The organism is Mucilaginibacter sp. HD30 (assembly GCF_054061755.1).
Window position 1 is genome coordinate 1,772,217 of sequence record NZ_JBSSEO010000001.1, and the last position, 13,017, is coordinate 1,785,233.

Here is a 13,017-nt window from a genome sequence, read left to right on the forward strand (position 1 = left end):
GCAGTTTTGATAATTCAATGCGTGAGCGGATTTGCGCAAAATCCCGAAACTCGGTCTTTAATTCCCCGTTACGATATCACTAAACCTGACGGTAGCCATTCATCCTGGACGGACCTCAATCAAGGCCACCCTACACTGCTCATTTACTTTACGCCGGACTGTTATCATTGTCACAATTTCACCAAAAATCTTATTGAAAATATTACTTCCTTTAAAGATTTTCAGATTATTATGATCACCGGCACTAAAACCGAATACCCCTATCTGAAGCTTTTGCAGGACTTCAGCAAAACATACCAGCTGGCCAGGTTCAGAAATATTACAGTCGGAACAGAGTACCCTAACTATCTCGTGAATGACTTCTATCCCATACAAACCACGCCATTTGTCGCTATGTATGGCAAAACCGGCAGCCTGATCAGATGTTTTATTCAACCAGAAAGCGTGAAACAAATATTATCAGAAGGTAAAAAACATAAATTATTGAAATAATGAATAAAAGTCAAGGACCTTAGGGAGTCGTAAAAACTAAACACTCGCAGTCCTCGGGCGACATCTTCAGCCCGCCCAAAAAATGAACATACCTGTAGCCGCCACACCGAAGGCGCCTACTCCATCGCAGATGATAGTCTGTTCATCCAAATAATCTTTTCATTAACCACAGCGCCTTCCAAAAAATCCGGAACGGAAGGCGCCTACCCAAGCAATACCAGGTCAAGCGATGGATGCGCCGGTCATCCGCATTGATGGCAGACACGCTTTCAGGAATAACACCATTTATTGCAAGTGCCGTAATGAACCCTGCCAAGAAAATTTCTTTAAAGCCGGGTGCGTGCGTGACCCGGATTGATGATTATTGTCTGTAAAACCAACCGTTCCCCTTCATGTGCAGACAATTTTATAACAAATTTCATTGTTTCTTTAAATACAAGGGAACCATTTGTAGTTGTGGACAATGGCTGAGAGAGTAATTAGAATTTAAAAAGATCACTGTCATTTTTCATGGTAATGTGGTTATTATAAGCCATTTAGGATATTAAAAGGTTAATAACTTTACAAAATTAGTATAACCAAGATATCTGGAACTTAAATACATTAAATCACATGAGCAAACAATATTTATATTGCAACTTTATTAGGTACGACTTCTTTTACAGCAACCGATCCATTTAGACGTGGCAGCACAAGAGCGGTACCGTAATGTTTTGCTACCATTGTTAGCTCATTATCAAAGTGATTCGGGCAGCGCATTTTATCGCCAGGTGCTTTACGCGTTGTTGCAAGCTTTTACCGGGATGGTCGCTGCTGAATATAAGGGATTGGACAAGCAAGAAGGCCAGCGTTCGCGTAAATTTGAACTTGCCCAGTCATTCAAGCAGGAATTGAGTTTGTCGTATAAAATCATTAAAAGCCCCTCGGCATATGCGGATAAGTTAAACGTTTCATCGGCTTATCTTAATGAAGCACTGAAACAGGTAACCGGTTTGTCGGTCAGTTACTGGATCAGCCAGGAAGTGATGCTGGAAGCCAAGCGTCTACTATACTACACCTCACTTAGCGTAAAAGAGATCGCCCAGGAACTGGGTTATGCGGACCACGCCTATTTTTTCCGTTTATTTAAACAACATGCAGGGCTTACGCCATTAGCCTTCCGTGCGCAATACCACGAATAGTCCAGTCATTACCTTGCCGTCTGCATTGTTTTAGCTTCGCTTAGGCCGTTTCTTTGTATCATTAAAATGCAAAGACATGGAAACATCCATTTTACAAAAAATAAAAAAGAAGACTTCCGAACTGCTGCTCAACTCCGGAAGGCTACTGGAAGTACGGCACTGAACAAACGCAGGTATGACGGAAATCGACCTTCACCTTCCGGGTTCGGCGATGGAAAACTGGACAGAAGCCGTTTATATTAAATTCAAAGTAGCAGGCTTTACTTACCGTGATTATACGCCTTTTGCCTGGGATGCGGAAACCAGCACCTGCTCCTTGCTGGTTGACACTGGGCATGATGGACCCGGCAGTCAGTGGGCCCAGAGTTTGCGCAACGGAGATACCGTTTATTTCTTTAAGGCAGTGAGCGCCAGGCAGCCGCTGCATGCCATGGATCTGGTAGTCGCCCTGGGCGATGCCAGCAGCCTTGCACATCTTTTAGCCTTACAACAACTTACGCTGCCGCTCAGCCGCTTCGACGGTGCCGTGCTGCTTCAAAACCAGGAACAACAGGGGCTTTTCAAAGACTATTTCCGCTCGCCGTTACAACCGATAGTAGACGAAGCGCAAATGATTGCGTGGCTCCAGCGACAAAACTATTGTACTGACTACACGCGCTTTTTTCTGACGGGCAATCATCACCTGGTGAACAAGCTACGGAGAGCCCTTAAGGACATGGGACACAGCCGTATCAGGGTCAAAGGATTTTGGTCGTAGTTGACTTGTCACAAAAAAGGTTGACAGTGATTTTTAATAAAGTTAATTAATTGCTTGTTTGTTTGTCGTGTCAGGATGTGGGGAACGCGCAGCGTTGTTCACATCCTGATGCGTTTTTCTTTTTTTGCTTCTTTTTTTCTTTTTCAAAGATGATTCTGTTTTGTTGATAACTACATCCTGCCTGTTCTCTCTGGCAGTTCTGTAATAGTTTTTCCAGCGTCGTTTTACCGGAATATCCCTGCCATGAACCAGTGCAGGCGCTAACATAGATATGCTGCTGTGCGGACGAAGGTAATTATAAGTGTTTACCGCCTTCTCAACGGCTTCTCTGGCGGTTTGTAAATCCTGATATACCGGTTCAAGTAATTCCATCTTGAGTATTCCATTCACTCTTTCAGCTATAGCATTATCCCTTGGGTCACCGCTTTGGGTCATACTGATGCTGATCTGACGGCGGGTGAGTTCACTTACATAGTCATTACAGCAATATTGTCCGCCCCGGTCCGAATGATGGATAAGCCCGGGTAGTTCCCTGCGCCCTGCAATAGCCATTTTAAGCGCCTTTACTGTCCCTTCGGCTGACAGGCTATTGCTTAAATGAAACCCAACTATCTTACGGCTGTATGCATCAGTTACTAAACTCAGGAAAGCATCTTTATGCTGTAATGCCATATAGGTTATATCGCTCACCCATACCTGGTCGGAAGCGGTGAGAGTGACATCTTTGATCAGGTTGGGATGTTTTTTCATCCAATGGCTAGAATTGGTTGTGCGTACTTTATGTCTGCGGCGTTTATTGAGCAGCTCATATTTGCCCAGCAGCTTAAAAAAGGCATCCATGCCCATCTTTATTCCCCGATTAACAATAAAACCTTTGATTAAAAAATACAGTTTACGGCCACCTATGCGAGGCTGCAACCGGCGGTGTTTGAGCACCTGCTGAACAATGAGATCTTCTTGTAATGGCTCCTTTTCCGCTTGTGAACGTTGTTTGTAATAAGCCTGACGGCTGTGGCCAGACAGTAAACATAGCAGCAATAAACTACGCCCGCTGCTTTGCTCTATTCTCATGACTGCCTGGCTCCAGCTTTTTTTCGGATATCGGTACCAAACTGTTCATCCGAGATATCGATCATCGCTTCCAGCAGCTCAACCTTAAGCTGGCTTAAGCGCAAGGCTTCCTGTAGCTCCTCTACAGTAACCGGCATTTCCTTTGATTCCAAAATAGCTTTGGAATACTTTAAAGGGTGGTTCTTTGTTTGTCTTTGATATGCCATAACCCATCTTGATATGGTAACACGGCCATAGCCATACTTCATGGCTAATTTACGTGTACTTGTGTCTCCTAACAAATATTCTGCTATAATCTCTTGCTTGTTTCTATTTTTGCTCATGGTTGACCTTTTTTGTCAACCCATTTCACGACAAGTCAAGTCGGATCGCAGGCGCATTGCAGCTTATCCAGTTGACTTAAAACTCTTTATCCCCAAATTCGCTGCTGGGCAGTTTGGATTTCCCGGTAAGCTTATTCAAATTAAAGCTGAAGTTCAGCAGGACGACATCTGTCTCGTAAATGTAATTTGTAGTCGTATAAAAATCGCGTCCACGCGTGGTGATGCGCTGCCGGTTGGCCTTGTTCAGTCCCAAATCCATATTCTGCCATTGGAGGGTCGCCGAAAAACGGCCGTTCATAAAGGTCTTTTTTATTGAAGTGTTCGGAACCAGGAAGTCAGAATCTTCGCCCTGCGCCGTGGGTCTTTTAGATAAATAATTTACATTGGCTTGCGCGCTCCATGTAGAACTGATCTTGAAGTTGGTATTAGCATTTAGGGAATATACCCAGCGTGCATTGGATACGTTTGAACGTACACCCAAAATGGACAGATCGCCGTTTATCTTATAGTTGTATACATTGGCTCCTACATATAAGGTCCACCATTTTAGCGGCTGAACGTTAGCTCCAGCTTCAAAACCGATAGAGCGGGCCGAGCCGGCGTTGGTGTATACACGGTTCAAAATGGTATCAGCATAAACACTATTTACCCTCTGTATCGGGTTTTTAATATTTTGATAGTACAGGGAGGTAAAAAATGATCTTGTAGAGAAAGTCCGGATCAGACCCAATTCGGCCAGATCCACAAATTCCGGCAACAGGTCCGGGTCACCTTGCTCCAACGTTTCTGAGTGTTCCCTTTCCGGTATCGGGTTCAGTTCAAAATTAGTGGTGCGCTGCACACGTTTACTGTATCCGGCTTTGGCCTGCCAACCTTCTTTAAACGTATACAGCAAGTTGGCCGAAGGAAATAAATTGGATAAATTTAGTTTATGCGGAAGAGGATCATACGATAAATTAACTGTCCGTGCGGCATATTCATAGCGTAAACCGGCTGTATAGGCAAGTTTTCCTTGTTCGCCGGAGTACTGTGAGTAAAAGGAGTTGATCTGATTCTTCGCCTCGGCCCTGCCCCGGAAACGCGCTGCATCACTTTGCGAGGCAGGCGGTGCTACCTCGTAACCAAACTGCCCATCCTGCGTGTCATATCTCCATTGATATCCGCTTTCCAGCTTTCCCTTGCCAATGTCTATTGCATAATCCAACTTAAACCGATAACCTTTTATAGGGTTTTTATAAGGATTATAAACATATTGAATAAGGTTTGCGGTGTTGGGATAATGTACATTGCTGTTTTTTGTATCACCATTCAGGTCGGCGTGCTCGTACAACAATGATGTAGTTAATGTCGATTTATCGGTAAACGTATGTGTGTAATCAAAGTTAGCCAATGCGAATGCACCTTCTTTGGTTTGTAGATTGGAATTATAATAAGTAAGACTTTTAATCACCTGGTTGGTTGTAAGGTCAGATGTAGTGTTGTTATAGATAAGATCTGCCCGGCGCGACTGGAACCGTTTGCCGGTAAAGAAGCCTGCGGAGAATGTATTATTCTGATCAGCAGTAAAGCTGATTGAAGCTCTGCCGGCGTAATTGTATTTGTCAAAACTGCGCTCTCCGTTTGACGGGAAACGGGTAATGGTATTGTTAGCAAAGTTTTGCGTATAAACATCGCCTTCACGATAGCCGTTAACATCGGCCCTCAGGTAGTTGCCACTTACAGATATATCCCACTTGCCTGTTCGGTAATTAAGCGTCAGATCGCCGCCGAAGCGTTGCGGCTTTTCCTTGTTGTTATGGTCAGTTGTGCTCGGCAAACCCGCCTGCGCATTAGCGGATAAGGTAAAGCCGTCATTTGCACCCTTCTTTGTGATGATATTTATAATACCGGCCTTGCCATCCGGATCATACTTTGCGGATGGTGAAGTTATCAACTCAATATTTTGCAGGCTATTTGCCGCTAGCTGGCTTAACACGGTTTGCGCATCGGTTAATACAGGCTTCCCATTTACCAGCACTAAAAAACCGGTCGAGCCGCGTACGCTTATTGCACCTTCGCCATTCACGGTAACTGAAGGTAGATTTTTCAGCACATCAATGGCGGTGCCCCCACGGGCGCTTTCAAACTGACCTGCGCGGTAGGATTGCTTGTCTATTTTATTCAATGCATTTGCCCCCTGCCCGCTTACCTGCACTTCGTTTAAAAGTTTTTGACTGGGGGTTAAAGCGATGCTACCGAGGTCTATCTGTGTACCCGTGTTTAACGTAACAGGTGCCGTATTTTTATTGTGATAACCAATAAAGGCTATCCTGAGTTTGTAGGTGCCAGCTGGTAATTTATCAAACTCAAAGTAACCGTTTGCTTTTGATAGGGTGCCACTTACTAACGAAGAATCGGCGCTCGTAAGTAAGGCAACACTGGCATACTCAACCGGCTGTTTACTTTGCTGATCAACAATAACACCCTTGATAACAGCATTTTGAGCAAACAACGAAGAAAAAGAAAAAACCAGAATGGCAATAAACGTGATTTTAAGGAAGTGTTGGGTAAACGCTTTTTTAAGGATGTAAGACATTTAAAAGTGAAAAGTATGAATAAACAATAAGTAGTAAAACTAAAGGGTTAGATGGCACCTCATCCTAATCTTTATGCGCCAAATCTAAGCTACCATTTTTAAAACAACAAAAAAATATATTAAATCTATAGAATTTATAGATTTTACTATATTTGGCACGAGCAATACTGTTATGAATAACCATTTATCTGAAAACACATCTATTGTAATATTAGCTATGAACCGCTATCAACAGACAATGGTCCTCAACTGTTGTTGCAATCTGCTTTAATAAAAAGTTTGAGGCTTACTATCCACAGGCTCAAAGTTTACGACTTCGTCAATCTAATTTTTCTTATTTTAATTTTTACCATAAATGATTCGCATTACAAAAATTTGGGCTTTTACATTAATTACTGTAATCATTATTTCTTCATGCAAACAGAAAAAAAACGCACCGGTACCGGTGGTAGATGCCACATTTTCATCTGCCCTGAAAGCGCCTAAAGTGTGTTGCTCGTCCAATATCCCTAAGCGCTTTGCATCGAACCCCATAGAGGTGGCCCTTGAGGAAGGAAGCAATCGACTAACTGCTGATGCCAAACATGCTAACATGGTATGGGTGGATGCAGGAAGTTTTATGATGGGCGGCGATAACAAGCAAGCCGCTAAAGACGAGTACCCCAAGCATAAAGTCGGTGTTAAAGGCTTTTGGATTGATGTTACAGAGGTGACCAACGGAGAATTTTTCAAGTTTGTAAAAGCTACCGGTTATGTTACTACTGCAGAGCAAAAGCCGGACTGGGAAATATTGAAGAAACAGGTACCTCCCGGCACACCCAAGCCTGACGCATCATTATTAGTACCTGCATCGCTGGTTTTTGTACCGTCAACAAAACCGGTTAATCTGGATGATTATGCGCAATGGTGGTCATGGTCTAAAGGAGCCGACTGGAAACACCCCCACGGACCCAAAAGCGATCTCAAAGGAAAAGAGAACTATCCTGTAGTTCATATTTCTTATTACGATGCGCTGGCTTATTGCAAGTGGGCCGGTAAGCGCCTGCCAACGGAAGCAGAATGGGAATGGGCGGCCCGTGGTAGATTAAAGAATAATATTTACCCATGGGGTAATGAATCTATTACTACAGGCAAAGCAAAAGCCAATTACTGGCAAGGTGATTTCCCTTATAAAAACACTTTGCAGGATAAATTCTATTACGCATCGCCCGTAAAATCATTCCCTGCAAACGGCTATGGTTTGTATGATATGGCCGGCAATGTTTGGGAGTGGTGTGCGGATTATTATGATAATAAGTATTACGCAACTATAAATAAGCCCGAAGGTATTTCCAATCCCAAGGGACCCTCAAAATCTTATGATCCCGATGAGCCTTACGCTGTTAAAAGGGTGGTTCGGGGTGGTTCGTTTTTATGTAATGATAATTACTGCTCGGGTTACAGGGTAGCAAGGCGCATGAAAACATCAGAAGATAGTGGTATGGAGCATCTGGGTTTCAGATGTGTTCAGGATAAATAGTTCAATAAATCATTTCATATGAATAAGGCATCTAAACACTCAACCAAATTGATAAACCGCAGTATAGCAGCAATGGCCTTAACCGCCCTTGTGGGTTTTACATCGCAGGCACAAAGCAGAACGGACCGACCCAATGTGGTTTTCATATTGGCAGATGATCTGGGTTATAACGATCTTTCTTCTTACGGAAGTAAACTGATTCAAACACCCCATATTGATGCACTGGCAAAAGAGGGGGCAAAATTTTCGCAGGCCTATGTATCTGCGCCTATATGTGCACCATCCCGCGCCGGGTTGATCACCGGTCGCTATCAACAGCGCTTCGGATTTGAGTTCTTCGCGGCAACGGCGGAAACCTGGGGCGTGCAGGATAGCGCCCACGCAGCGGATTCCAGGAAGACGTTAAAACCTTTTGGTGTTACGTACACCGACGGCATAGATTATAAAGCTTACGGAAAGATAAAACAGGGCATACCTGAAAAGGAAACCACGATTGCTGAACTGTTGAAAGCGCGTGGATATAAAACGGGTATTGTCGGCAAATGGAACTTAGGTGAAACGGATGATTTTATTCCGGAAAAACACGGCTTTGATTATCACTACGGCTTCTTATCCGGCGGTTCACGTTACGGTTCGGTAGATGACGTTGACCTGATAACAAAAGATCTGCCTCATTTATACTGGAATGCCAGCATAATAAAATATGGTAAAGGGCCGGTTACCTTACGCAAGAATAGTGAAGCGGTAAAAACCACCGAGTATCTTACTTACCGTTTCGCGAATGAAGCTGCCGACTTCATCGAGAAAAATAAAGATGAACCCTTCTTTCTGTATGTGCCTTTCAATGCGCCTCATGATCCTTTTATGGCTACAAAAGCAGATTTTGCCAGCGTAACGACAGTTGCCGACAGCACTAAAAGGGTATATCAGGCCATGGTAAAATCCTTGGATAACGCAGTTGGCATTATTACCCAAAAACTGAAAGATCTGAACCTTGATAAAAACACGATTATCATCTTTACCAGCGATAACGGAGGTGCTTCTTACACCCATGCTTATGATAATGAGCCGTTACGCGCTGGAAAAGCCACACATTTCGAGGGTGGAATAAGGGTGCCGTATTTTATTAAATATCCTGGGGTAATACCGGCAGGCAAAGTGTATGACGCCCCTGTTTCTACGCTTGACATATTACCTACCGTTGCAGCAGCAGCAGGAGCGGAATTGCCAAAAGGTGTAAAGTATGATGGCGTTAATTTATTGCCGTTTGTTGCAGGGAATAATAAAGGTAATCCGCATAATACTTTATACTGGAAATCGGGCTGGGCTAAAGCCATTCGCTCAGGGGATTATAAATTATATATTAATGAAAGAGAAGGAAAAACTTATCTTTTCAATATCAAGACGGATATCTCCGAGAAAACAGATCTGCTTAAAAAGAATCCCGCAAAGGTTAAACAACTACAGAACGAATTAAAGCTATGGGAGAACGGTTTGCCGCCGGCTGCCTGGCCGAGCGTATGGTATATGTGTTACGAAAACGGCAAAGACGTGAATTACTTCCCGATATAGTGAATACAACAAATTGATTCCTATAAACAAAAAACAGCTGCTTTATAAAGCAGCTGTTTTTATTTAGGCTATTATTTATTTATAGCGGGAAGGGGTACTTCTCGCCATCTACATCTAACAGATAGTTAGCGGAATTAGGCCAGTTAGGTGTTTTTAATTTACTTTCCCATGCTTTTAAGTCGTTCTTCAATTCCTGCACTTTTGCCGGAAATTGCGTGGCGATATCGCTCTTTTCGGATACATCTTTAGCGAGATCGTACAAGAATGTTTTGTTAATACGCTGGTTTACGTATAGCTTATAGTTGCCTTTACGTATGGCTTTGTTAAAGCCGCTGCGCCAGTATAAAATGTTATGTGGCGGTGATTTAACGGTGTTATTAAGATAAGGAACAAGGTTTATCCCATCATAATCTCTGCCCTTGGGTAAGGCAATTTTTGCCGCCGCTGCTGCTGTAGAAAAAACGTCCAGCAAGCTCACCGGCTTATCGTAAACCGTGCCTGCAGGAACCTTACCCGGATAAACTACATAGAACGGAACGCGGAAACCTCCCTCAAACACGGAAAGCTTGCCGCCCTTTAGTGGCGCATTGTCTGTGGCACGGGTATAAGTTGCACCACCATTGTCGCTTGCAAAAAATATGATGGTCTCCTGGTCTATATTGTTCTTTTTTAGCTGGCTAACAATCTGACCGATTGCCCTGTCCATTGCGGTTATCATCGCAAAATAGACTCTTTTTGTAGTATCTGAGATGTTGGCGTAGCTATCAAAATCGGATTGTAAGGCCTGAAAAGGATCATGAGGTGCATTGAAAGGCACATATAGAAAAAACGGTTTGCTTTTATTCTTATCGATAAAGGCGACAGCCTCCTCTCCTATCCGCGTGGTTAAATAGCCTTTTTCATCAATTACTGTGTTGTTGCGCAGTATATTGCTCCCCAGCAGCGCGTTTCTTTGCCATCCGGGTGCATCACTGAAACACCAGGGCAAGTGGTAATCAACTACGCCGGTTGAGTGCTCCGGCGCATAAAGGCCCGATCCGCCTAAAAAGCCATACTGGTAATCAAAGCCATGTTGGAGTGGGTTATATTCCTCATCACCTAAATGCCACTTGCCCACAATCCCTGTACTATAACCTTTTTGCTTTAACAGCGAAGCCAGTGATGTCTCTGTCGCGGGCAAACCTTTCGGCAGTCCGTCGAATTGACCGGCAGCGTAAGTAGTGGTATCCTGTTGCTGACCCAAAGCACGCATAGAGGCAAACATAGCCTGGTACTGCTTCAAAAATTCGGGTGTAATTTTTAAGCTCTTATTTCCGGCTAAATACTCAAAGCCAAAACGCTGCTGGTAGCGCCCGGTTATTAATGCGGCTCTGGAGGGTGAACAGATGGCAGCCGTTGAATACGCCTGGGTGAAGCGGGTGCCTGTTTTGCCCAGTGCATCAATATTTGGGGTTCTGATACTGCTGTTACCATAAGCATGCAGGTCCTTATATCCTAAATCGTCCGCTAATATGATTATTATATTAGGGCTCTTCTTCTTTTGAACTTGCGCTTCGGTATAGCCTGAACCTAAGAGCGTAAGCGTTATCGCCAAGCTTAAACATGTGATCGTTTTTTTAACTAACATATATTATTCAGTATTAAATTTTAATTGTCTAAAGAAGAAGGGGCCTTACGCCCCTTCCCTGATTTGTTCCCGTTTTATTTTACACCGCCTCTGCTGATGATCTTTTTGAAAACATCATCCCAGGTGATTATTGGATAGACATTATACTTTTGTGCCTGCACGTCAAATAGTTTTTTTAACTCTTCGAGCTTCGCCGGGTTCTTTTTAGAGAGGTCGATCCGCTCGTTAAAATCTTCGTTCAGATTATGCAGTTCCCATCCGTCGGCACTTTCCTTAGAGACGCTGAAATCGTTGCTTAATGCATTTTTTACAGTAGATTTAAAAGCATAAGACGCTTTCCATCCATCATTGTATATGGCACGTGTACCGAAAATATCATAATACTGAATGGTATGCTTTGATGGCGCTTTGGCGTTATCAAAAGAGTATACCAGGGAAGTGCCTTGTATCTCATCCTGTTTGATGCCCCTGATCTGCTCTGGTGCTTTTATGCCGATATATTCCAGTGTAGTTGGCAACAGATCGATAACATGTCCATATTGGTTCCTGATACCGCCTTTTTCTTTTATTCCTTTTGGATAAAATACGATCAGCGGGTTACGGGTACCACCTTCAGAATTGGCATCTTGCTTCCAGTATTTGAATGGCGTATTAGCCGCTTGTGCCCAGCCTAAAGGATAATTCGCCTCTATACCTTCAGGCGTACCTATCTTATCAATTTTGGCCAGATTGTACTTAACGTTTTCCTCTTCGGACAAAGCATTAGCAAACAAAGAACGGTCTATATCACCGTTTAGAGTACCTTCTTTACTGGCACCATTGTCGCCAATAACTACGAATACAAGTGTATTGTCCAGTTGCTTGATTTCTTTTAAGTGATTAATTACACGGCCAACCTCGTGGTCCGTGTAGGTTAGAAATGCGGCATACACTTCCATGAAACGGGCATACAGCTTTTTCTCGTCGGCAGATAACTTATCCCAGGCTTTTATATTAGGGTTACGCTCCGGTAATACAGCGTTGGCAGGAATTACGCCCAGTTTTTTTTGCCTGGCGAAAACTTCTTCCCTGAATACGTCCCAGCCTTTATCAAACTTGCCTTTGTAAATATCGCGCCATTTGTCGGGTACCTGGTGTGGGGCGTGTGTGGCACCCGGTGAGTAGTAAAGGAAAAACGGCTTGTCTGGCGCAGCTTTCTTTTGCGCATCAATAAAACTGATCGCCTTATCAGTGATCTGTTCATTTAAATGACGGCCGTCGGGTTTAACCGAATAGTTGTCCAGAACGAGCGCCGGTTTGTATTGATCGGTTTGTGAGCCTAAAAAACCGAAGAAACGATCAAAGCCTTTACCTGATGGCCATCTGTCAAAAGGTCCGGCGTCGCTGGTATCAGCATCTGGCGTTAAGCCGTATTTACCCACGGCAAAGGTATTGTAGCCGCTTTCACGCAATATTTCTGCAACGGTTCCTTTATCTGAAGGGATCTTCCCATCATAGCCCGGAAAACCGGCTGCTAAAATCTCGTGTGAAAACCCACCTTCGTGTACGGAGTGGTGGTTACGGCCGGTTAGTAAAGCGGCGCGGGTCGGCGCGCAAATACCGGCTGTGTGAAAGTTGGTAAAACGTAACCCGTTATTGGCCAGGCTATCAAAGGTGGGCGTATTAATTACGCCTCCAAATGTACTTGTAGCGCCAAACCCTACATCATCCAGCAGTATCCATACTATGTTAGGCGCGCCGGCTGGTGCCTTTACCGGTAGTGTCCAGGATTCTTTTGATTCGGCCAGGGTTTTTCCGATCACCCCTTTGAAAGGTTGCTGTTGCTGGGTTATGTTTTGGGCGTTTGCCTGCGATAGGAATAACCCGCCTATCGCTAATGCTATAATTTTTTTCATTTTAA

General features: G+C 43.8%; 10 protein-coding genes. 5 read left to right on the forward strand and 5 right to left on the reverse strand.

All coding sequences use genetic code 11. The features are described from left to right. Positions 1-21 precede the first annotated feature (21 nt). The 3 genes from ACVW2L_RS08585 to ACVW2L_RS08595 all read left to right on the forward strand — a co-directional run bounded on the left by ACVW2L_RS08585 (position 22) and on the right by ACVW2L_RS08595 (position 2,430). Positions 22-492 carry a hypothetical protein gene (locus tag ACVW2L_RS08585; protein WP_457127552.1) on the forward strand — a complete coding sequence of 157 codons (471 nt, stop codon included), beginning with the start codon at positions 22-24 and terminating at the stop codon, positions 490-492. 683 nt (positions 493-1,175) lie between these two features. Next, a complete protein-coding gene (locus ACVW2L_RS08590; protein WP_457127553.1) occupies positions 1,176-1,673 on the forward strand; it encodes a helix-turn-helix domain-containing protein in 498 nt (165 codons plus the stop codon). 175 nt (positions 1,674-1,848) lie between these two features. Further along, positions 1,849-2,430 carry a hypothetical protein gene (locus ACVW2L_RS08595; RefSeq protein ID WP_457127554.1) on the forward strand — a complete coding sequence of 194 codons (582 nt, stop codon included), beginning with the start codon at positions 1,849-1,851 and terminating at the stop codon, positions 2,428-2,430. Positions 2,431-2,472: 42 nt separating this feature from the next. On the opposite strand, the gene ACVW2L_RS08600 is transcribed toward ACVW2L_RS08595, so the two are convergent. The 3 genes from ACVW2L_RS08600 to ACVW2L_RS08610 form a co-directional block, all read right to left on the reverse strand. Continuing rightward, the gene (locus tag ACVW2L_RS08600; RefSeq protein ID WP_457127555.1) at positions 2,473-3,501 is read right to left on the reverse strand and encodes an IS3 family transposase; all 1,029 of its coding nucleotides are present in this window, start codon (positions 3,499-3,501) and stop codon (positions 2,473-2,475) included. Next, positions 3,498-3,824, reverse strand: coding sequence for a hypothetical protein (locus ACVW2L_RS08605; RefSeq protein ID WP_457127556.1), 327 nt, complete (start codon positions 3,822-3,824; stop codon positions 3,498-3,500). Before ACVW2L_RS08605 ends, ACVW2L_RS08600 begins: the two co-directional genes overlap by 4 nt. Positions 3,825-3,900: 76 nt before the next feature. Then, complete coding sequence (locus tag ACVW2L_RS08610) at positions 3,901-6,399, reverse strand: TonB-dependent receptor domain-containing protein (protein WP_457127557.1); 2,499 nt, start codon at positions 6,397-6,399, stop codon at positions 3,901-3,903. 355 nt (positions 6,400-6,754) lie between these two features. Between ACVW2L_RS08610 and ACVW2L_RS08615 the strand changes: the two genes are divergently transcribed. Next, positions 6,755-7,918 (forward strand): formylglycine-generating enzyme family protein, encoded by a 1,164-nt coding sequence (locus ACVW2L_RS08615; protein WP_457127558.1) that lies wholly within the window; start codon positions 6,755-6,757, stop codon positions 7,916-7,918. An 18-nt stretch (positions 7,919-7,936) separates the two neighbouring features. Then, positions 7,937-9,490: a sulfatase gene (locus tag ACVW2L_RS08620; protein ID WP_457127559.1), complete on the forward strand. Its 1,554-nt coding sequence runs from the start codon at positions 7,937-7,939 to the stop codon at positions 9,488-9,490. 79 nt (positions 9,491-9,569) lie between these two features. On the opposite strand, the gene ACVW2L_RS08625 is transcribed toward ACVW2L_RS08620, so the two are convergent. After that, complete coding sequence (locus ACVW2L_RS08625; RefSeq protein ID WP_457127560.1) at positions 9,570-11,117, reverse strand: sulfatase-like hydrolase/transferase; 1,548 nt, start codon at positions 11,115-11,117, stop codon at positions 9,570-9,572. Positions 11,118-11,191: 74 nt separating this feature from the next. Beyond that, a complete protein-coding gene (locus ACVW2L_RS08630; protein ID WP_457127561.1) occupies positions 11,192-13,012 on the reverse strand; it encodes an arylsulfatase in 1,821 nt (606 codons plus the stop codon). Positions 13,013-13,017 lie beyond the last annotated feature (5 nt).

Bases quoted from the DNA above. Each gene is read 5' to 3' on its own strand.
- ACVW2L_RS08610 (WP_457127557.1), bottom strand. From the start codon at position 6,399: ATGTCTTACATCCTTAAAAAAGCGTTTACCCAACACTTCCTTAAAATC.
- ACVW2L_RS08595 (WP_457127554.1), top strand. From the start codon at position 1,849: ATGACGGAAATCGACCTTCACCTTCCGGGTTCGGCGATGGAAAACTGG.
- ACVW2L_RS08600 (WP_457127555.1), bottom strand. From the start codon at position 3,501: ATGAGAATAGAGCAAAGCAGCGGGCGTAGTTTATTGCTGCTATGTTTA.
- ACVW2L_RS08615 (WP_457127558.1), top strand. From the start codon at position 6,755: ATGATTCGCATTACAAAAATTTGGGCTTTTACATTAATTACTGTAATC.
- ACVW2L_RS08625 (WP_457127560.1), bottom strand. From the start codon at position 11,117: ATGTTAGTTAAAAAAACGATCACATGTTTAAGCTTGGCGATAACGCTT.
- ACVW2L_RS08605 (WP_457127556.1), bottom strand. From the start codon at position 3,824: ATGAGCAAAAATAGAAACAAGCAAGAGATTATAGCAGAATATTTGTTA.
- ACVW2L_RS08630 (WP_457127561.1), bottom strand. From the start codon at position 13,012: ATGAAAAAAATTATAGCATTAGCGATAGGCGGGTTATTCCTATCGCAG.
- ACVW2L_RS08620 (WP_457127559.1), top strand. From the start codon at position 7,937: ATGAATAAGGCATCTAAACACTCAACCAAATTGATAAACCGCAGTATA.